The organism is Kitasatospora sp. NPDC058492 (genome assembly GCF_042720685.1).
In the GTDB taxonomy this organism is placed as follows: domain Bacteria; phylum Actinomycetota; class Actinomycetes; order Streptomycetales; family Streptomycetaceae; genus Kitasatospora.
Genome location: NZ_JBHXMU010000075.1, coordinates 1 through 18,846 on the forward strand (window position 1 = coordinate 1; position 18,846 = coordinate 18,846).

Below are 18,846 nucleotides of genomic sequence, written 5' to 3' on the forward strand. Positions count from 1 at the left end.
TGCGGGCCGGCGGGGCGGGGCGCACGCTGTCGCGGGGCCGCGCCCCGTGGGGGGGGGGGCCGGGTCGACCTGTGCCGTGGTCCCCGGGGCCCGCACCACGTTCGGCCGCGCAGGAGAGCCCTTAGACGCTCAGGCGGCGCAGGGTCTCCTCGTGGAGGATGCCGTTGCTGGCGACGGCGTCGGCGCCGCCGGGGCCGGGCACGCCGTCCAGGCCGGTGAAGCGGCCGCCGGCCTCCTCGACGATGACGCAGTTGGCGGCCATGTCCCAGAGCGACAGCTCGGGCTCGGCGGCGATGTCGACCGCGCCCTCGGCCACCATCATGTAGGACCAGAAGTCGCCGTAGGCGCGGGTGCGCCAGCAGGCGCGGGTGAGGTCCAGGAAGGGGTCGAGGCGGCCGCGCTCCTCCCAGCCGGAGAGCGAGGAGTAGGAGAAGGAGGCGTCCTCGATCCGGGAGACGCCGGAGACGTGGATCCGGGAGGCCTTGGTGAGGCTGCGTCCGGCGTAGGCGCCGAGGTCCTTGGCCGCCCACCAGCGGCGCTGCAGCGCGGGGGCGGAGACGATGCCGACCACCGGGCGCTCGACGCCGTCCGGGCCGTCCTCCAGCAGGGCGATCAGGGTGGCCCAGACCGGGACGCCGCGGATGTAGTTCTTGGTGCCGTCGATCGGGTCGATCACCCAGCGGCGCGGGCCGGAGCCCTGGAGGCCGAACTCCTCGCCGAGCACCGCGTCGCGCGGGCGGGCGCGCTGCAGCACGCTGCGGACGAGCTCCTCGGCGGCCTTGTCGGCGTCGCTCACGGGGGTGAGGTCGGGCTTGGTCTCGACCTTCAGGTCGAGGGCGCGGAAGCGCTCCAGGGTGACCGAGTCGGCCGAGTCGGCGAGGACGTGGGCGAGTCGGAGATCGTCGTGGTAATCGGCCATGTCCGAAACCCTAGCGATCCCGCCCGGATCGGGACAGCCGGGCTCGCGGACCGGGACGGGCCTGCCGGCGGCGAGCGGGCGAGCAGCGGGGGTGGGCCGGTAGCAGGGGTGGGCCGGTGACGGTCAGTGCGCCGAGCCGCTGAGCTGGAGGCCGATCACGCCGGCGATCACCAGGGAGATCGAGACCAGCTTCAGCACCGAGGTGGTCTCGTCCAGGAAGACCATGCCGTAGATGGCGGTGCCGGCCGCGCCGATGCCCGTCCACACCGCGTAGGCGGGGCCGACCGGCAGGCTCTTCAGGGACAGCGTGAGCAGGCCGAAGCTGCCCAGGGCGAACACACAGAAGCTGATGGTGGGCCAGAGCTTGGTGAAGCCCTCGCTGAGCTTGAGGTTGATCGCGAAGCCGGTCTCCAGCAGGCCGGCCAGGACCACCAAGGCCCATGCCATCGCGTGCCCTCCCTGTCGATCGACGGGTCGGACCGCGCTGTGGCCCGACCTTCCTATGATCGCCAGGCCGGCGCGGTCCGACACCTCGAACGGTCGGGAAACCCATGGGACGGTAAAACCGCCGCCCGGGTCAGTCGCCCTCGCGGGCCTCCTTGCTGGCCAGCAGCCGGCGCAGCGAGTAGAGCCGGGCGCCCTCGGCGTGGCCGTCGGCGACCCAGGCGTCCAGCGCGCAGTCCGGTTCGTCGTGGCTGCAGGCGCGCGGGCAGTCGGCGGTGCCGGGCTCCAGGTCGGGGAAGGCGTGGATGACCCGGGACGGGTCGATGTGCGAGAGGCCGAAGGAGCGGAAGCCCGGGGTGTCGATCACCCAGCCCGGGTCCAGCGCCTTCTTGGAGCCCGGCTTGGCGCCCGGCGGCGGGGGCAGCCGCAGCGCCAGCGCGGACACGGTGGTGTGCCGGCCGCGCCCGGTGACCGCGTTGACCCGGCCGGTCTGCCGCTGGTGGTCCGGGACGAGGGCGTTGACCAGGGTGGTCTTGCCGACGCCGGAGTGGCCGATGAACACCGTGGAGAGGCCGCGCAGGTGCGCGCGGACGGCCTCGGCGCCCTCCGTCTCCAGTTCGTCCCGACGGGTGACCACGTAGTCGATGCCGAGCGGCGCGTACGACTCCAGCAGCGGCCCGGCCGGGGCGAGGTCGGCCTTGGTGAGCACCAGCAGCGGCTCCATGCCCGCGTCGTAGGCGGCCACCAGGCAGCGGTCGATCAGCCGGGGCCGGGGCTCCGGGTCGGCCAGCGCGGTGACGATGGCCAGCTGCTGGGCGTTGGCGACGACGATCCGCTCGTACGGGTCGTCGTCGTCCGCGGTGCGCCGCAGCACCGAGCTGCGCTCCTCGACCCGGACGATCCGGGCGAGCGTGTCGGTGTCCCCGGAGAGGTCGCCGACGATGTTGACCACGTCGCCCACGACGACGCCCTTGCGGCCCAGCTCGCGGGCCTTCATGGCGACGATCTCGCGTTCCTGCTTGGTGCCCGGGTCGATCAGGCAGGTCAGCCGGCCGCGGTCGACGGTCAGCACCATCGCCTCGGCGGCGTCATCGTGTTTGGGCCGGATCCGGGTCCGCGGCCGGGATCCCCGGCGGGCGGGGCGGTTGCGGATGTCGTCCTCGTCGGCGTCCTTGCCGTAGCGGCGCATGTGCTCAGTCTCCGCTCAGGCGTCCGCCACCGCTTCGCCGAGCAGTTCCGCCCACATCTTCGGGAAGTCCGGCAGGGTCTTGGCGGTGGTGGCCACGTTCTCCACCTCGACGCCGGGCACGGCCAGGCCGACCACGGCGGCGGCGGTGGCCAGGCGGTGGTCCTCGTAGGTGTGGAAGACGCCGCCGTGCAGCGGGCGCGGGCGGATGCGCAGGCCGTCCTCGGTCTCGGTGACGTCGCCGCCGAGGTCGTTGATCTCCTTGGCGAGCGCGGCGAGCCGGTCGGTCTCGTGCAGCCGCAGGTGGGCGATGCCGTACAGGTGGGACTCGGAGTCGGCCAGTGCGGCGACGGCGGCGATCACCGGGGTGAGCTCGCCGACATCGTGCAGGTCCGCCTCGATGCCGTGGATCCGGCCGGTGCCGGTGAACTGCAGGCCCTCGTCGGTGAACTCGCAGGCGCCGCCCATCCGGGTGTAGATCTCGCGCAGCTGGTCGCCGGGCTGGCTGGTGTGCTTGGGCCAGTCGCGGACCGTCACCCGGCCGCCGGTGACCAGGGCGGCGGCGAAGAACGGCGCGGCGTTGGAGAGGTCCGGCTCGACCACCAGGTCGCGGCCGATCAGGGCGCCGGGGGTGACCCGCCAGACGTCCTTCTCGCCGCCGTCCTCGGGGGCGTCGACCTGGACGCCGGCCAGGCGCAGCATCTCGACGGTCATCCGGATGTGCGGCAGCGACGGCACCGGGCCGCCGACGTGCCGGACCTCGACGCCCTGGTTGTAGCGGGCGCCGGAGAGCAGCAGGGCGGAGACGAACTGGGACGAGGAGGAGGCGTCCAGCTCGACCGGGCCGCCGTCGAGCGCGCCGGTGCCGTGCACGGTCAGCGGGAAGGCGCCGCGGCCGCCGTCGTCGATCCGGGCGCCGAGCGCGCGCAGGGCGTTGATCACGCCGTGCTGGGGGCGCTCGTAGCTGCGGGGGTCGCCGTCGAAGTGCACCGGGCCGTCGGCGAGGACGGCGAGCGGGGGCAGGAAGCGCATCACGGTGCCGGCGTTGCCGACGTCGATCGAGGCGGGGCCGCGCAGCGCGGGGGTCGGGATGACCCGCCAGGCCTCGCCGCCGCCGGTGCCGCCGGAGTCGTTGTTGACCTTCTCCTCGATGCCGACGCCGAGGGCGCGCAGGCCGTCGGCCATCAGCTGGGAGTCGCGGCTGCGCAGCGGCCGGCGCACCCAGCCGGGCTCGTCGGCGAGCGCCGCCAGCACCAGGGCTCGGTTGGTGACCGACTTGGAGCCGGGGATGGTGACGGTGGCGTCAACGGGGGTGGTCGCGACGGGGGCGGGCCACAGGGTCTCGGTCATGGGGGCAAGTTTAGGGGCCGTACCGGAACGGCCCCTGCGCCAACCGCATGGCGGGACGGGGGAGGCCCGGTGCAGGGGTTGTGGCAGCAGGCCCGTGCCGCGGGGGCGGCCCGGCGCAGGGTCCGGAGCAGCAGGTTCGCGCCGAGGGTGGGGTTCAGTGCAGGGGCTGGAGCAGCCAGGTCGCGCTCAGGGCGAGGCAGGCGAGGGCGGTGAGCAGGAAGACGGTGATCCAGGCGAGGCCGGGGATGTGGGTGAGGCGGGCCAGTTGGTCGGCGTCGGAGTCGCGGGCCCAGCCGATGCGGCGCTGGTGCTGGAGTTCGAGGACCGGGCGGACGGCGCCGAACAGCAGGAACCAGCAGCCGAGGTAGGCGAAGCCGGCCTGGACCTCGGCGCTGCCGAACCAGGAGACCAGGAAGAAGGCGCCGCCGGCGACCAGCACGGTGAACAGGCCGAAGGCGTTGCGGATGCGCACCAGGAGGGCGAGCAGCAGGACGATGGCCAGCCAGAGCAGCAGGGTGATCCGGCCGGTGGAGAGCAGGGCGGCGCAGCCGAGGCCGAGCAGGGCGGGGGCGGTGTAGCCGGCGGCGGCGGTGAGGATCATGCCGGGGCCGGTGGGGCGGCCGTAGGAGAGGGTGAGGCCGGAGGTGTCGGAGTGCAGTCGGATGCCGGCGAGCCGGCGGCCGGTGACGAGGGCGATCAGGCCGTGGCCGCCTTCGTGGGCGATGGTCACGGCGTTGCGGGTGACGTGCCAGAGCGGGCGGGCGAGGACGGCGAGCAGGGCGGCGCCGGCGGTGGCCAGCACCAGCCAGCCGGGCGGCGCGGGCTGGGTGCCGGTGACCTGGTTCCACAGTTCGCCGAGGTTCTGGTCGGTGGGTTGTGCGCTCATCGTCTCGTCTCCGCCTCCGTCCGCTGCGTTGGGCCGTTCGGGGCAGCCTCCCATGCGGGGACGGGCGGGCGGGAGCGGACGGTTCTCCTGGCGGGATGAAGAAGTGGTGAGCGGGGCGGGCATGGCAAGCTGGCCCGCATGTGCGGTCGCTTCGCAGCCAGTGGCAAGCCCGAGGACATCGTCGAGCTGTTCGGCGTCGAGCAGTGGGATCCGGCTGAGACGCTGGCCCCCAACTGGAACGTCGCCCCGACCACCAGCGCCTTCGTGGTGCTGGAGCGGGTGCCGAAGGGCCGGACGCGGCCGGTGCGCCAGCTGAGGGTGCTGCGCTGGGGCCTGGTGCCGCAGTGGTCGCGGTCGGCCGAGACGGCGGTGAAGATGATCAACGCCCGTTCGGACACGGTGCACGAGAAGCCCTCGTACCGGCAGGCGTTCGCCTCGCGGCGGTGCATCCTGCCGGTGGACGGCTACTACGAGTGGCAGACGGTGCCGGGCGAGCGCGGCAAGGCGCGCAAGAAGCCGTTCTTCGTGTCCCGGGCGGACGGCACCCCGCTGGCGCTGGCCGGGCTGTACGAGTTCTGGCGCGACCGGACGGTGCCGGCCGACCATCCGGCGGCCTGGTTGGTGACCTTCACCATCGTCACCACCGACGCCGAGGAGTCGCTGGCGTCGATCCACGAGCGGATGCCGCTGTTCCTCGACCCGGCCTCCTACGGCGAGTGGCTGGACCCGGGGCTGGACGACCCGGACGAGCTGCGCCGGCTGCTGATACCGCCGCCGCCCGGTGCGCTGCTGGCCACTCCGGTCTCGCCGGCGGTCGGCAGCATCCGCAACAACGGCCCGGAGCTGAAGGAGCCGTGGGCCGAGGCGGAGTACGAGACCACCCTGTTCTGATGTCTGAATGTTTGAAGTTCGACGATTGCGTCCTGACAGCTGAGGGAGCCTGAGCCGGTTGGAGCGACCGACGATGACCACCGAACTCGTCCCCACCGAGGTGGGGGACGCCCGGATCAGCTACCACCGGGCCGGTGCGCCGAAGGCGCTGCTGGCGCTCGGTCACGGCGCGGGCGGCGGGATCGAGGCCCGGGACCTGGTGGCGCTGGCCGCGGCGCTGCCGGCGCGCGGGATCACCGTGGCGCTGGTGGAGCAGCCCTGGCGGGTGGCGGGCAAGCGGCTCGCCCCGGCGCCGCGCACGCTGGACCGCGGCTGGACCCCGGTCGCCGGGCGGCTGGCCGGTCAGGGGCTGCCGCTGGTGGTGGGCGGGCGCAGCGCCGGGGCGCGGGTGGCCTGCCGGACCGGGGCGGCGAGCGGGGCGGTGGGGGTGGTGGCGCTGGCGTTCCCGCTGCACCCGCCGGGCCGGCCGGAGAAGAGCCGGGCGCAGGAGCTGCTGGAGTCGGGGGCGGCGACGCTGGTGGTGCAGGGTACGGCGGATCCGTTCGGTGGGCCGCAGGAGTTCCCGGAGCTGCCGCCCGGGCACGAGCTGGTGGCGGTGCCGTACGGCGGGCACGGTTTCGACGTGCCCAAGCGGGCGCCGGTGGGGCAGGACGAGGTGCTGGAGGCGATCTGCCGGGCGGTCGGGGACTGGGTGCTGCGGGTCGTCTGAGGCGGCGGGGGCGGCCGTGAGCGGGGGGTTTCCGCTCGATCACCCGTACGAGCGATTTCGGGGCGGGCGCGGGAATGCGGGCGGGGTCGGGGTGGTTGGCACTCTCGTCAGTACGATTCCCGGTTGAGAGGCAGGGCAGATGGGTTCGATCGCGTGCCCCGAGCGGTCAGAGCAGCGCGAGGCCGCCGCGGCGTTCGGCCCCGCCTGGTCCGACTGGATTGTCGCGGGCGAGAAGCCCGTCAGCCCGATATCCTCCATTTCGGGGCGGCCCGCCGTGGGTCGTGCCCGCCATGCCGAGGAGGTGGGTCCGGTCGTCGGGACCGAGCACGAGGCCGAGCCGGGCCGGGGCCCGGAGGAGGGCCAGCCCACGGGCGAGGCGCTCACCGGTGAGGAGCTGGCCGAGGCGATCGGTGAGGACACCTTCCGGGTGTCGGCACAGGAGAGCGAGGAGGCCCGGCGGGAGCGCTTCGAGCGCGACGCCCTGGGCTACCTGGATCCGATGTACTCGGCGGCGCTGCGCATGACGCGCAACCCCGCGGACGCGGAGGACCTGCTCCAGGAGGCGTTCGCCAAGGCGTACGCGTCCTTCCACCAGTTCCGCGAGGGCACGAACCTCAAGGCCTGGCTGTACCGCATCCTCACCAACACGTTCATCAACTCGTACCGCAAGAAGCAGCGCGAGCCCCAGCGCACGGCGGCGGAGGAGATCGAGGACTGGCAGCTGGCCCGCGCCGAGTCGCACATGTCGACCGGTCTGCGCTCGGCCGAGACCCAGGCGCTCGACCACCTCCCCGACAGCGATGTGAAGGACGCGCTCCAGGCCATTCCGGAGGAGTTCCGGATCGCCGTGTACCTCGCGGACGTAGAAGGCTTTGCGTACAAGGAGATCGCGGACATCATGGGTACTCCCATCGGCACGGTGATGTCCCGGCTGCACCGCGGCCGCCGTCAGCTGCGCGGCATGCTGGAGGATTACGCCCGTGAGCGCGGGCTCGTCCCGGCCGGCAGCGGGGCAGGGCAGGAAGCGAAGGGCTCGGGCTCATGAGCTGCGGCGATCCGCACGACACGGAGTGTGGCGAGGTCCTCGACCACCTCTACGAATTCCTCGACAACGAGATGGCCGAGGGCGACTGCGCCAAGCTGCGGGTGCACTTCGAGGAGTGCTCGCCCTGCCTGAAGCAGTACGGGCTGGAGCAGGCGATCAAGGCACTGATCAAGCGTTCCTGCGGCTGCGACGACACCCCGGCTGACCTGCGCAGCAAGGTGCTGGCCAGGATCGACTCGATCCGGGCGGGGCAGCGTTCGGGCGAGCAGGTGGTGGTCGCCGTCGACACCACGGTCGAGTTGCACGTCGAGACGGACCGGTCGGCGCCGGCCGCCGGCGAGGCCCCGGAGGAGCCGACGGTCCGGCCCGGTGCCACCGTCGAGGCGGGCGCCCCGGCGGAGTAGCCGGGCGGCCGTTCAACGGCTGGGCGGTCGTTCAGCGGCCGGGCGGAGCAAGCGGACGGGCCCGCCGGCGAGGGCGGGCCGAGCGGTCCGGACACGGAGTCAGACGGCCCCGGGAGCGTGCGCTCCCGGGGCCGCTCCCGTTGTGCTTGCGTGCGCCCCTCACTCGTTCGGGTGAGTTGGCGGTGCGCCAGCAGCGTCGTCGCGCCATCATGCGTCCCTGCGCCCGGGTGGCGGCCTATCCTCCTGACGGACGCTCACCGCCGGTCCGCCCGGCGAGCTGAGGCAACGCGGGCCCGGACGTCGGGGAGGTCGAGATCGCTATCGACGGCGAAGACGCGGCCCTGCCGGAGGGGGCGATGCGCTACCTGGTGGCCGTCCCGGTGGCGGCGCTGTGCTGCCTGCTGCCGCTGCTGCCGACCGGCGTGCCACCCGGGATCCCGCGCTGGCTCGGTGCCCCGGTGGACTGGCCCAAGGTCGGGCTGCTGGCCTTCCTGCACGGCTGCTGGGAGTCGCTGGCCCAGGGCCTGCCGACGCCCTGCCTGCGGCTGGTCCGCCGGCTGCTGCGCCGACCGCCGCCGCCCGAGCGGGCGCTCTCCCGCCCCGGGGTCAACGCCTTCTTCCCGGTGCTGTTCGCCGGCGTGCTGATGCTGCCGCCGGCCGCCGCCGCGCTGGTCGCGGTGCCCGCCGCGGTGCTCGGCGGCCCGGCCGGGCGCGGCTGCCGGACCCGCCAGCTGTGGAACGGCTCCCAGCTCGCGCTGTGCGCCTTCGCCTCCGCAGCGGCCTTCCACCTGCTGCACGGGCCGCAACTGCTGCTCGGCTCCCGCTTCCCGGCCGCGCTGCTGCCCGGCTTCGCCGCCGTCGTCACGTTCTGCCTGGTCAACGGGGTGCTGGTGGGCGCGATGCTGATGCTCGCGGAGGACCGCCGGCCCGTCGTGCTGCTGCGCGGGGCGGTCGCGGTGTGCGGGCTGCCGGTGCTGGTGCACGCGGCCGGCGGCCTGATGGTGGCCGTGCTCTGGCAGGGCCCGTACGGGGCGTTCGCGGCGCTGCTGGCGCTGCTGCCACTGTCGATCTCGGCCTGGGTGTTCGCCCAGGGCCAGCGCGAGCGGGACGCCCACCAGGCCACCGTGCAGTCGCTGGTGCAGGCCGTGGAGATCAAGGACTCGTACACCCGCGGGCACAGCGAACGGGTCGGCCGGGCCTCGGTGCTGATCGCCGGTCAGCTCGGCATGGAGGCCGAGCGGCTGCGCACCCTGCGCTTCGCGGGGATCCTGCACGACGTCGGCAAGCTGGGCGTGGCCACCGAGTTGCTGCGCAGAAACGGTCCCCTCAGCGAGGCGGAGCGGCGGGCCGTCGAGATCCACCCGGTGTACGGGTACGAGCTGGTGCGCGGGATCGCCTTCCTCGGCGAGGCGCACGCCGGGATCCTGCACCACCACGAACGGATGGACGGCCGGGGCTACCCGAGCGGGCTGGTCGGCGAGCAGATCCCCGAGTTCGCCCGGATCATCTCGGTCGCCGACGCCTTCGACTCGATGACCTCCACCCGCTCCTACCGGCGCGGCCGCCCGGTCGCCGAGGCCGTGGCGGAGCTGGAGCGCTGCTCGGGCAGCCAGTTCGACCCGGTGATGGTCCGGGCCCTGATCGACGCGCTGGCCGGGCACGACTGGCAGCCGGTGCTGCCGCCGCCCGGGGACGGCATCCGGGCCGTCCCCGACATTCCGCTCGGGGTGCCCGAGCCGGCGCGGGCGGCGCCGGGCCGGGTGCCCGCGCAGGGCGGGAGCGTCCCCACGGCCGGGCAGCCGTGACCGCGGCCGGCCGGGAGGCCCGCGTGGTGCACGCGGCGGCGGCCGCGCTGCTGGTGTTCGCGGTGGGCGCGGTCGCGGTGCGCGGGGTGGCCGGGGCGAGGGTCGCGCTGGCGTTCACGGCGCTGATCGCGCTCGGTGAGTGCGTCCGGATCACCCTTCCGGGCGACCGCGAACAGGCGCCGATCGGCGCGGCCGGCGCGCTGGCGTACGCCCTGCTCGGGCCGCTGCGCGGGGTGCCCACCGCGCACGGGATGCTCCAGGTGGTCGCGGTGACCGGCGTCGGCCTGCTGCTGGCCTGGCTGCCCGGCCTCGCACTGCCCTGGCTCAGGGCGTGCCGCCCGGGCCGGGGCCGGCCGGGCCTGACCCAGCGGGCCCGCCCCGGCCGCCCGCACCGGCGCCCGCCCTGGGCCGACCCGGCCCGGCGGGACAGCGCCGCCCGCCGGCTGCTCGGGGTCGGCTTCGCCGCCGCCGTCTTCCAGCCGCTCTACAACGGCGGACTGGTCGACCGCTTCTCGCCCGAGGGCCCGGCGTACGGGGTGTTCCTGACCGCCGTCGCCGCGCTGGCCGCGCTCTGCGACGCGACCCTGGCGGCGCTGCTGCGCCGGTCGGCGGCCGGCCTGGAGGGCGGGCTGCGGTTCCCGGCGGCGCTGGAGGACGAACTGCGCTCGCTGTTCGGGATCGGCTCGGCGATCGTCGCCACCGGGATGCTGGTCAGCCTGGCGGCCGGCGAGGTCGGGCTGTGGGCGCTGCCGCTGTTCTGCACCCCGCTGCTGCTCGCCCAGGTGTCCTTCCGGCGGGCCGCGGCGGTGCGGGCCACCACCGGGCAGACCATCGCCAGCCTGGCCCGGGCCACCGAGGTGGCCGGCTACACCCCGCACGGGCACGCCCGCCGGGTCGCGGACACGGCGTGCGCGCTGGGGCGCGAGCTGGGGCTGGGCACCCGGGAACTCGCCCTGCTGGAGTACGCGGCGCTGATGCACGACGTGGGCCAGCTGTCGCTGGTCGAGCCGGTGCCGGACGGCGCGACCGCGCTGCTGCCCTGCGCCGAGCAGCAGCGGATCGCCCGGCTGGGCAGCGAGGTGATCCGCCGCACCGGGGTGCCCCGGCAGGTCGCCGAGCAGGTCGCCCGGCTGGCCGATCCGGTGCTCGGCACGGCCGGCGGGGACGGCGCGGTGCCGCTGGCGGCCCGGATCATCCGGGTGGCCAACGCCCACGACGACCTGCTGACGGCGGCCCGCGGCCGCGGGGTCGGCGAGGCGGTGGGCCGGCTGGAGGCGCTGGAGGTGCTGCGGCTGGGGCGCGGCCGGGTGTACGACGCCCGGGTGGTGGACGCGCTGGCCCGGGTGGGCGGCTAGGGCCTGTCCAGGCGGGCCCGAAGTCCGACGGTCGGCCCGGGTCCCGTCGAGTGCCGCGGGGCGGACCGGCGGAGCGCCGCGGACCGGCGGGCCTGCGCCGGGGTTGAGGCGGGGCGGCCGGGCGGGCAGGCTGGGTAGGGGCGGCCCCAACCTCGCCGGTGGGGAGCGCGGGCGGGGGCGGGCGTGGTTGGATGCGGTCGTAGCGTGGAACACCGACCCGGGGCACCGTGCCCCGGACCCCCGCGGAAGTGGATCCGGACGCGGCGGTACGGGACTTGAGCGGACGACGACGGCAGGGACGAACGTGAGGATCTTCCACCGGGCACGGCACCGGCCGTCCGCCACCTGGCGGCAGACGACCGACCGGGCCTTCACGCTGATCGGCGACGGCCGCTACGAGGACGCCGGCGCGCTGCTGGTGATGGCCGCCGACCTGGAGCCCTGGCTGTCCGACTCCTGGTTCAACCTCGCCCTGCTGCACAAGTTCCGCCGGGACTGGGAGCAGGCCCGCTCGGCCGGGCTGCGGGCCGTCGCCCTGCTGGACCGCGAGCACGGCGCCCCCGACTGGTGGAACCTCGGCATCACCGCGACCGCCCTACAGGACTGGCCGCTGGCCCGCCGCGCCTGGCAGGCGTACGGGCTGAAGCTGCCCGGCGGCCCGGGCGGGCAGCCGGACGGCCCGGTCGGCCTGGACCTCGGCACCACCCCGGTGCGGCTCTCCCCGGACGGCGAGTCCGAGGTGGTGTGGGGCCGCCGGCTGGACCCGGCCCGGATCGAGGTGCTGTCCATCCCGCTGCCCTCCTCCGGCCGCCGCTGGGGCGAGGTGGTGCTGCACGACGGCGCCCCGCACGGCGAGCGGGTCACCGACGGGGTCGCCTATCCGGTGTTCGACGAGATCGAGCTGTGGGCGCCGTCCCCGGTGCCGACCTACGTGGTGCTGCTCCAGGCCGCCACGGCGGGGGACCGGGACGCGCTGGAGCGGGTCGTGGCGGACGCCGGCTACGCGGCGGAGGACTGGACGTCCTCGGTGCGGCTGCTCTGCCGGGCCTGCTCGGAGAGCCGGATGGCCACGGACGACGGGCACACCGCCCACCACGACCCGCACGACGACGGCGACGCCGCGCACCCCGGACACCTCAGCCACCTCAGCCAGGGCGGGGAGGCCGGCATGTCCTGGCTGGTGGAGCGCGAGTGCGGGATCGCCGCGCCCGCTCTGCTGGTCCGCTCGCTGCTGGACCGCTGGGCCGCGGCCTCGCCCGGCACGCGGGCGTACCGCGATCTGGAGGAAGTCTGTTGAGCGCGCCGCTTACCCTTGAGCGGTGTACCCGGCGAGAGCCGAATACCTGGACCATTCTCGGAAGCGGAAGCGGATAAGCAGCGATGGCGGAGCAGCACGACCACCAGCACGACCACGACCACGACCAGGAGTCGGCGGCCGACGAGGCCCCGCTGAAGGTGGTCGGCGAGCAGCCGGACCTCTCCAAGGGCACCGCGCGTCCGATCACCGTGGTGGGCAACCCGGTCCTGCACCGCGAGGTCAAGGACGTCACCGCGTTCGACGGTGAGCTGTCCGCGTTGATCGACGACATGTTCCAGTCGATGTACGCGGCCGAGGGCGTGGGCCTGGCGGCCAATCAGATCGGCGTGGACCTGAAGGTCTTCGTCTACGACTGCCCGGACGACGAGGGCGTGCGCCACATCGGCCACGTGATCAACCCGAAGCTGGAGGAGTACCCGGCGGACCGCCGGCGGGTGCTGGACGACAGCAACGAGGGCTGCCTGTCGGTGCCGGGCGCGTACGCCGAGCTGCCCCGCCCGGAGTACGCGGCGGTGACCGGCGTGGACAAGGACGGCCGGCCGATCCGGGTCGAGGGCACCGGCTTCTTCGCCCGCTGCCTGCAGCACGAGACCGACCACCTGTTCGGCACCCTCTACATCGACAAGCTGTCGAAGCGGGACCGCAAGGACGCGCTGAAGCAGATGGCCGAGGGCACCGCGCGGTACGCGACCGTGGCGAACGACTGACGAACCGTCAAGGGCCGGGGCGCGACGGGCGTCCCGGCCCTTTGCGTTTCCGCACTTGGCGTTCCCGCTCTTGCGCCTCCAGCGCTACCTGGCCCAGGGCCTGACCGCCGGGTCGGTCAAGGGGTGATCGGTGGCGGGTGCGGCGGGGGGCGTCGGTGGGTTTGTATCCGCCGGGTATCAGGGAGCGCGCGGCCTGACGTCGATGTGGGCGAGGAGGCCGGGGCGTCCGATATCTGCCGTATCGTGCCTTTGTCCGCCGCTGCCCGTCACCCGCCGCCGTCCGCCGCCGTTTGTCGCTGTCCGAGCAGGAGCCGTCCGCCCGTGTCCTCGCCCACGCCGCCCCCGCACCCCGTCCGCGTGCTGCTGGTCGAGGACGACGAGCTGATGCGCCGCTCCTTCACCGTCGCGCTGGAACGCTACGGCTACGGGATGCGCGCCGCGGCGGACGGCCTCACGGCGCTGGAGCTGTTCCGGGACGAGCAGTTCGACCTGCTGATCCTGGACGTGATGCTGCCCGGCCTGGACGGGATCGGCCTGTGCCGCAAGGTCCGGGAGACCAGCCTGGTGCCCGTCCTGATGATGTCCGCGCGCGGCGACGGCCTCGACGTCGTCGCCGGCCTGGAGGCCGGGGCGGACGACTACGTGGTCAAGCCCGTGGACACGTACGTGCTGGTGGCGCGCATCCGCTCGCTGCTGCGGCGGGCGACGTACGCGCCACCCGTCCCGGCGCCCTCGCCCGGAGCCGCCGACGGGGACGTCCTGGTGTTCGGGGACCTCACCGTCGACACCGCCGGAATGGAGGTGTCCGTCGGCGGGGCGCCGGTGGCGCTGACCCCGACCGAGCTGAAGCTGCTGCTGGAGTTCGCCGCCCACCCCGGCGTCGTGCTGGAGCGGCACACCCTGCTGCGCAACGTCTGGGAGTACGGCTGGGACGGCGACAGCCGGGTCGTGGACCTGTGCGTGCAGCGGCTGCGCCGCAAGCTCGGCCGGGAGCGGATCGAGACGGTCCGCGGCTTCGGCTACAAGCTCAGGCGCTGAGAGCGGTGCACACGACTCCCCGGCCCGCTCGCGCGCCCCTGCGCTGGAAGATCGCCGCGCTGGCCGCCGCCACCGCCTGCCTCGTCGCGGCGGCGGTCGGGGTGCTGGTGCACCTGTGGACCGCGCACGACATCCGCAGCCGGGCCGAGGCGCAGGCTTTCAACGCCGTCTACTCGGCCATGGACGTCTACCGGCGCACCGGATCGCTGGCGGACGGCGCCGAACTCGACCCCGTCGACCTGCCCGCCGCCCTGCGCCACCCGGCCGACGGCGAACGGCACACGGCCTACGACGGGCACGCCGAAGGGAACTCGGGCCCGAGCTACTGGGCCGCCCAGCGCACCGGCGGGCCCGGCAGCCCCGTCCTCGCCATCCAGGTCAACCTGGCACCGCAGCTCTCCGACCTGCCCCGGCTGGACGCGGCGATGGCGGTGGCCTCGCTGGTCGCGCTCGCGGCGGCCACGCCGGCCGCGGTCTACGGGGCCGGACTGCTCGCCCGCCGGCTGCGGCGGGTCGCCGAGACGGCGGGCCGGATCTCCGCCGGGGACCTCGACGCCCGGACCGGGCCCACCAAGGGCGGCGACGAAGTCGCCGACATCGCGGCGACGGTGGATCTGATGGCCGACAGCCTCGGCCGACGACTGCGCTCCGAACGGCAGTTCACCGCGGACGTGGCGCACGAGCTGCGCACACCGGTCGGCGGACTGCTGGCCGCCGTCGACCTGCTGCCGGCCGGCGAGACCGAGGACCTGATCCGGGCGCGGGTGCGGGACCTGCGCGGGCTGGTCGAGGACCTGCTGGAGATCTCGCGGCTGGACGCCGGGGCGGAGGAGGTGGCGCGGGCCCGGGTGCCGCTCGCGGCCGTCGTCCGGGAGGCCGTGCTGCGCACCGGGTTCGAGGCCGAGATCGCCGTGGCGGCGGAGCGGACGGTGGAGACCGACCCGCGGCGGCTGGAACGGATCGTCGGCAACCTCGTCGTCAACGCGCACCGGCACGGGGCCGCCCCCGTCCTGGTCACCGTCCAGGACCGTACCGTCGTCGTGCGCGACCACGGCCCCGGCTTCCCGGCGGACCTGCTGCGCCACGGCCCGCGCCGCTTCCACACCGGCGCCGCCGAGCGTGGCACGGGCCACGGGTTGGGGCTCACCATCGCGCTGGGGCAGGCCCGGCTGCTCGGGGCGGAGCTGCGCTTCGACAACGCGGAGGACGGCGGCGCGGTGGCGACGCTGCGGCTGCCGGGCTGAGTGAACCGGTTGCCGGGCTGACCGCGGCAGTTGCTACGGGACTGCTGCGAAGCGGCGCGGGGACTGATACACGGCGGCGCAGGGGCCTGATACGTGCCCCGGACACCCTTCGAAGTGCACCGACTCGCACCTTGACTCGCACCTCGACTCGCGCCTTCGGACAGGAGCCACCCGTGATCGCCAACCCCCTTGCCCTGCAAGCGACCCCCGGGGTCGCGGCCGCCGTCGTCGACCTGACGAAGACCTACGGCGGCGGCGACACCCGGGTCACCGCCCTGGACCGGGTCAGCGTGGCCTTCCGGGAGGGCGAGTTCACCGCGATCATGGGCCCGTCCGGCTGCGGCAAGTCCACCCTGATGCACTGCGCGGCCGGGCTCGACACCCCCACGTCGGGGTCGGTGCGGATCGGCACGACGGAGCTGGGCGGCCTGGGCGACCGGCAGCTCACCCGGCTGCGGCGGGACCGGGTCGGCTTCATCTTCCAGGCGTTCAACCTGCTGCCCACCCTGACCGCGCTGGAGAACATCACGCTCCCGCTGTCGCTGGCCGGGCGCACGCCGGACCGGCAGTGGCTGGACCGGGTGGTGTCGATGGTCGGGCTCTCCCAGCGCCTCGACCACCGGCCGGCCGAACTGTCCGGCGGGCAGCAGCAGCGCGTCGCGGTCGCCCGGGCGCTGGTCGCGCGGCCCTCGATCGTGTTCGGCGACGAGCCGACCGGCAACCTCGACTCCCGGGCCGGGGGCGAGGTGCTCGGCTTCCTGCGCGGCTCCGTCAGGGAGTTGGGGCAGACAGTGGTCATGGTGACCCACGACCCGGTGGCCGCCGGGTACGCGGACCGGGTGGTGTTCCTGGCCGACGGGCGGCTGGTCGACGAGATGGCGCACCCGACGCCGGACCGGGTGCTGGACGTCATGAAGTCCTTCGCCGGCTGACCCCGCACCCGCCACTTCCGAAAGCTGATCATGCTGACCACAGCCCTGCGCAACGTCCTGGCGCACAAGGCCCGGCTGCTCATGACCGTCCTCGCGGTCTGCCTCGGCGTCGCCTTCGTCTCCGGCACCCTCGTCTTCGCGGACTCGACCGCCGCCGTCCAGCGGGCGGCCGCGTCCCGCACCTTCGCCGACGTCGCGGTCAGCGTCACCGCGAAGGAGCCCGCCGCCACTCCTGACCAGCCGGGCGTATTGACCGACGCGCTGGCGCGCAGGCTCGCGGACGTGCCCGGCGTCGCGGCGGTACGGCCGTCGGTCGACGGGAGCGCCACGTTGAACGCGGCCGACGGCAGGCCGCTGCGGGTCAAGCGGGGCACGAACCTCGCGGCCGCCTACGTCCCGGGGCGCGACGGCAAGGACGTCCGCTACCCCGTGGTCGAGGGGCGGGCCCCCGCCGGTGCCGACGAGATCGCCGTCGACCGGGGCACCGCGGCCGCCGGCCGGTACCGGGTGGGCGACACGATCACGCTCGCCACGGACGGCCCGGCCCTCACCGCGCGCCTGGTCGGCACCGTCACCACCGGGGACACCCGGGTCACGGCCGGCGGCACGCTCACCCTGTTCGACCGGGCCACCGCACAGCGGCTGTTCGCAACTCCCGGGAACTACACCAGCCTTGAAGTCTCCGCCGGACCGGGCACCGGCCAGTACGAGCTGGCGGAGCGGATCGCCGCCACCCTGCCGCCCGGCACGGCCGAGGTCACCACCGGACAGGCGCAGGCGGACCAACAGGCCCTCTACGTCGGCACGTTGACCCGGGGCTACCAGAAGCTGCCGATGGTCTTCGCCGGGGTGTCGCTGTTCATCGGCTCGTTCCTCGTGGTCAACACCTTCACCATGCTCGTCGCCCGGCGCACCCGGGAAATCGCCCTGCTGCGGGCGGTGGGCGCGACACGGCGCCAGGTGGTGCGCTCACTGCTGGCCGAAGCGGCGCTGGTCGGCGTCGTCGCGTCGATGGCGGGGTTCGCCCTCGGGCTCGGCATCGCGGCCGTACTGCCCGGACTGCTGAGCGGTGACGGGAACCAGGTGCCGAAGGGCCCGCTCGTCATCGGGCCCCGGCCGGTGGCGGCGGCCCTGTTCGTCGGGGTCGGCGTGACGGTGTCGGCCGCCTGGCTGCCGTCGCGCAGGGCGGCGCGGATCGCGCCGATCGAGGCGCTGCGGGCGGCGGCCGCGCCGCCCGGCGGGTGTTCATGGCTGCGTCCGATCGCCGGGGTGGGGCTGCTCGTGCTCGGCGCCGGCCTGCTGGCCGCGCTCGCGCGTTCGGCCGAGGACGCCTCCGAGGAGAACCTGCGCAACGCGATGCTCGGCTGCGGGGTCCTGGTCGTCGCCCTGATCGTGCTGGCGCCGACCCTCGCCGTCCCGGTGATCCGGCTGACGGGCCGCCTCACCCGGCGGTTCGGCGTCGCCGGCCTCCTGGCCCGGCAGAACGCGCTGCGCGACCCCCGGCGCACGGCGGCGACCGCCGCCACGCTGCTGATCAGCACGGCACTGGTCAGCGGGCTCGCCACCATCGGCCACTCCACCGGGCAGGCCCTCGACCGGCAGACGGCGGACGGGCTCGCGGCCGACTACGTGATCAGCACCGGCGACACCATGACCGGCATCGACCCGGCCGCCGTCCAGCGGGTGGCCGGCGCCCCCGGGGTGCGCGGCGCGAGCGCGGTCGCCGACTCCACGGCGGTCATCGGCGGCAAGGTACGCGAGATCTCCGGCATCGACCCGGCCGATGTGGAGCCGGCCGACGTAGAGCCGGACGGCGTCGGCCAGGTGCTGAAGCTCGACTTCGTGAGCGGCTCCGCGCAGGACCTCGGGCCCGGCCGGATCGCCCTCTCCAGCAGCGTCGCCCGGGAGACCGGAGTCAGCACGGGAGGCCAGGTCAACGCCCGCCTCGGCCGGAGCGAGGAGTTCACGCGGTACACCGTCGTCGGCATCTACCAGGACAACCCCACCGCCCACGACGCGGTCGGCGCCCGGGCCGACGTGCAGAAGCACAGCTTCAAGCCCGGCTCCGTCCAGCGGATCCTCGTCCGGGGCGACAGCGCGTCCGGAGAGGGGCTGCGGGCGGCGGTCGGCAACAACCCGCTCCTGAAGGTGCAGGACCGGGCCGAACTGGTGCGCGAAGCGGCGGGGACGATGGGCGACCTGCTGACGCTGATGTACGGGCTCCTCGGCATCGGCGTCGTGATCTCCGCCCTCGGCATCGTCAACACCCTGGCCATGTCCGTCACCGAACGGACGCGCGAGATCGGCGTCCTGCGCGCCATCGGCATGGACCGCCGGGGCATCCGTCGGATGATCCGCCTGGAAGCCGTGACGGTCGCGGCCTTCGGCACCCTGCTCGGCCTGGCCGGCGGCCTGTTCGGCGCCTGGGCCGTCGGCGCGCTGGCCGGCGGCGCGGTCAAGCAGTACACGCTGGCCGTGCCCTGGGGGACCCTGGCCCTCCTCTGCCTCGCCTCCCTCACCATCGGAGCCCTCGCCGCCACCCTCCCCGCCCGCCGGGCAGCCGCCCTCAGCCCGTTGGAGGCGGTCGCGGAGGCGTGAGCGACCGTCAGTGCT

The 18,846-nt window shown here is 74.6% G+C and carries 17 protein-coding genes; 12 read left to right on the forward strand and 5 right to left on the reverse strand.

The genetic code is table 11. The features are described from left to right. Positions 1–121: 121 nt before the first annotated feature. The 5 genes from hisN to ACFWPI_RS34085 form a co-directional block, all read right to left on the reverse strand. On the reverse strand, positions 122–919 hold the full coding sequence (gene hisN, locus ACFWPI_RS34065; RefSeq protein WP_063347890.1) for a histidinol-phosphatase: 798 nt from the start codon (positions 917–919) through the stop codon (positions 122–124). A gap of 123 nt (positions 920–1,042) precedes the next feature. Beyond that, positions 1,043–1,366, reverse strand: a complete 324-nt coding sequence (locus ACFWPI_RS34070) for a multidrug efflux SMR transporter (protein WP_063347889.1) — start codon at positions 1,364–1,366, stop codon at positions 1,043–1,045. Positions 1,367–1,496: 130 nt separating this feature from the next. After that, positions 1,497–2,552 carry a ribosome small subunit-dependent GTPase A gene (gene rsgA, locus ACFWPI_RS34075; protein ID WP_063347888.1) on the reverse strand — a complete coding sequence of 352 codons (1,056 nt, stop codon included), beginning with the start codon at positions 2,550–2,552 and terminating at the stop codon, positions 1,497–1,499. Positions 2,553–2,567: 15 nt separating this feature from the next. Beyond that, a complete protein-coding gene (gene aroA / locus ACFWPI_RS34080) occupies positions 2,568–3,899 on the reverse strand; it encodes a 3-phosphoshikimate 1-carboxyvinyltransferase (protein WP_063347887.1) in 1,332 nt (443 codons plus the stop codon). Between the two features lie 154 nt (positions 3,900–4,053). Continuing rightward, positions 4,054–4,785 carry a M50 family metallopeptidase gene (locus ACFWPI_RS34085; RefSeq protein ID WP_380379560.1) on the reverse strand — a complete coding sequence of 244 codons (732 nt, stop codon included), beginning with the start codon at positions 4,783–4,785 and terminating at the stop codon, positions 4,054–4,056. Positions 4,786–4,923: 138 nt separating this feature from the next. On the opposite strand from ACFWPI_RS34085, the gene ACFWPI_RS34090 reads away from it, so the two are divergent. From ACFWPI_RS34090 to ACFWPI_RS34145, 12 genes are all read left to right on the forward strand, one after another. Continuing rightward, positions 4,924–5,676, forward strand: a complete 753-nt coding sequence (locus ACFWPI_RS34090; protein WP_380379557.1) for an SOS response-associated peptidase — start codon at positions 4,924–4,926, stop codon at positions 5,674–5,676. A 73-nt stretch (positions 5,677–5,749) separates the two neighbouring features. Beyond that, the gene (locus tag ACFWPI_RS34095) at positions 5,750–6,385 is read left to right on the forward strand and encodes an alpha/beta family hydrolase (protein ID WP_063347884.1); all 636 of its coding nucleotides are present in this window, start codon (positions 5,750–5,752) and stop codon (positions 6,383–6,385) included. 301 nt (positions 6,386–6,686) lie between these two features. Then, entirely contained in the window at positions 6,687–7,430 is a 744-nt protein-coding gene (locus ACFWPI_RS34100) for a sigma-70 family RNA polymerase sigma factor (protein ID WP_063351149.1), read from the forward strand. Next, positions 7,427–7,834, forward strand: a complete 408-nt coding sequence (gene rsrA, locus ACFWPI_RS34105; protein ID WP_380379553.1) for a mycothiol system anti-sigma-R factor — start codon at positions 7,427–7,429, stop codon at positions 7,832–7,834. The genes ACFWPI_RS34100 and rsrA overlap by 4 nt, the downstream gene beginning before the upstream one ends. Before the next feature lie 356 nt (positions 7,835–8,190). After that, the gene (locus ACFWPI_RS34110; protein ID WP_380379551.1) at positions 8,191–9,639 is read left to right on the forward strand and encodes an HD-GYP domain-containing protein; all 1,449 of its coding nucleotides are present in this window, start codon (positions 8,191–8,193) and stop codon (positions 9,637–9,639) included. Continuing rightward, positions 9,636–10,994: an HD domain-containing protein gene (locus ACFWPI_RS34115; RefSeq protein WP_063347882.1), complete on the forward strand. Its 1,359-nt coding sequence runs from the start codon at positions 9,636–9,638 to the stop codon at positions 10,992–10,994. The genes ACFWPI_RS34110 and ACFWPI_RS34115 overlap by 4 nt, the downstream gene beginning before the upstream one ends. Before the next feature lie 304 nt (positions 10,995–11,298). Next, complete coding sequence (locus ACFWPI_RS34120) at positions 11,299–12,291, forward strand: tetratricopeptide repeat protein (protein WP_380379549.1); 993 nt, start codon at positions 11,299–11,301, stop codon at positions 12,289–12,291. Between the two features lie 83 nt (positions 12,292–12,374). Then, a complete protein-coding gene (gene def / locus ACFWPI_RS34125) occupies positions 12,375–13,019 on the forward strand; it encodes a peptide deformylase (protein ID WP_079135633.1) in 645 nt (214 codons plus the stop codon). Positions 13,020–13,340: 321 nt separating this feature from the next. Beyond that, positions 13,341–14,057, forward strand: coding sequence for a two-component system response regulator CseB (gene cseB / locus ACFWPI_RS34130; protein ID WP_363377176.1), 717 nt, complete (start codon positions 13,341–13,343; stop codon positions 14,055–14,057). Between the two features lie 5 nt (positions 14,058–14,062). Continuing rightward, the gene (locus ACFWPI_RS34135) at positions 14,063–15,301 is read left to right on the forward strand and encodes a sensor histidine kinase (RefSeq protein WP_380379546.1); all 1,239 of its coding nucleotides are present in this window, start codon (positions 14,063–14,065) and stop codon (positions 15,299–15,301) included. 176 nt (positions 15,302–15,477) lie between these two features. Continuing rightward, entirely contained in the window at positions 15,478–16,233 is a 756-nt protein-coding gene (locus tag ACFWPI_RS34140) for an ABC transporter ATP-binding protein (RefSeq protein WP_380342858.1), read from the forward strand. A 30-nt stretch (positions 16,234–16,263) separates the two neighbouring features. Continuing rightward, positions 16,264–18,831 (forward strand): ABC transporter permease, encoded by a 2,568-nt coding sequence (locus ACFWPI_RS34145; RefSeq protein ID WP_380379543.1) that lies wholly within the window; start codon positions 16,264–16,266, stop codon positions 18,829–18,831. The last annotated feature ends 15 nt before the right edge of the window (positions 18,832–18,846 follow it).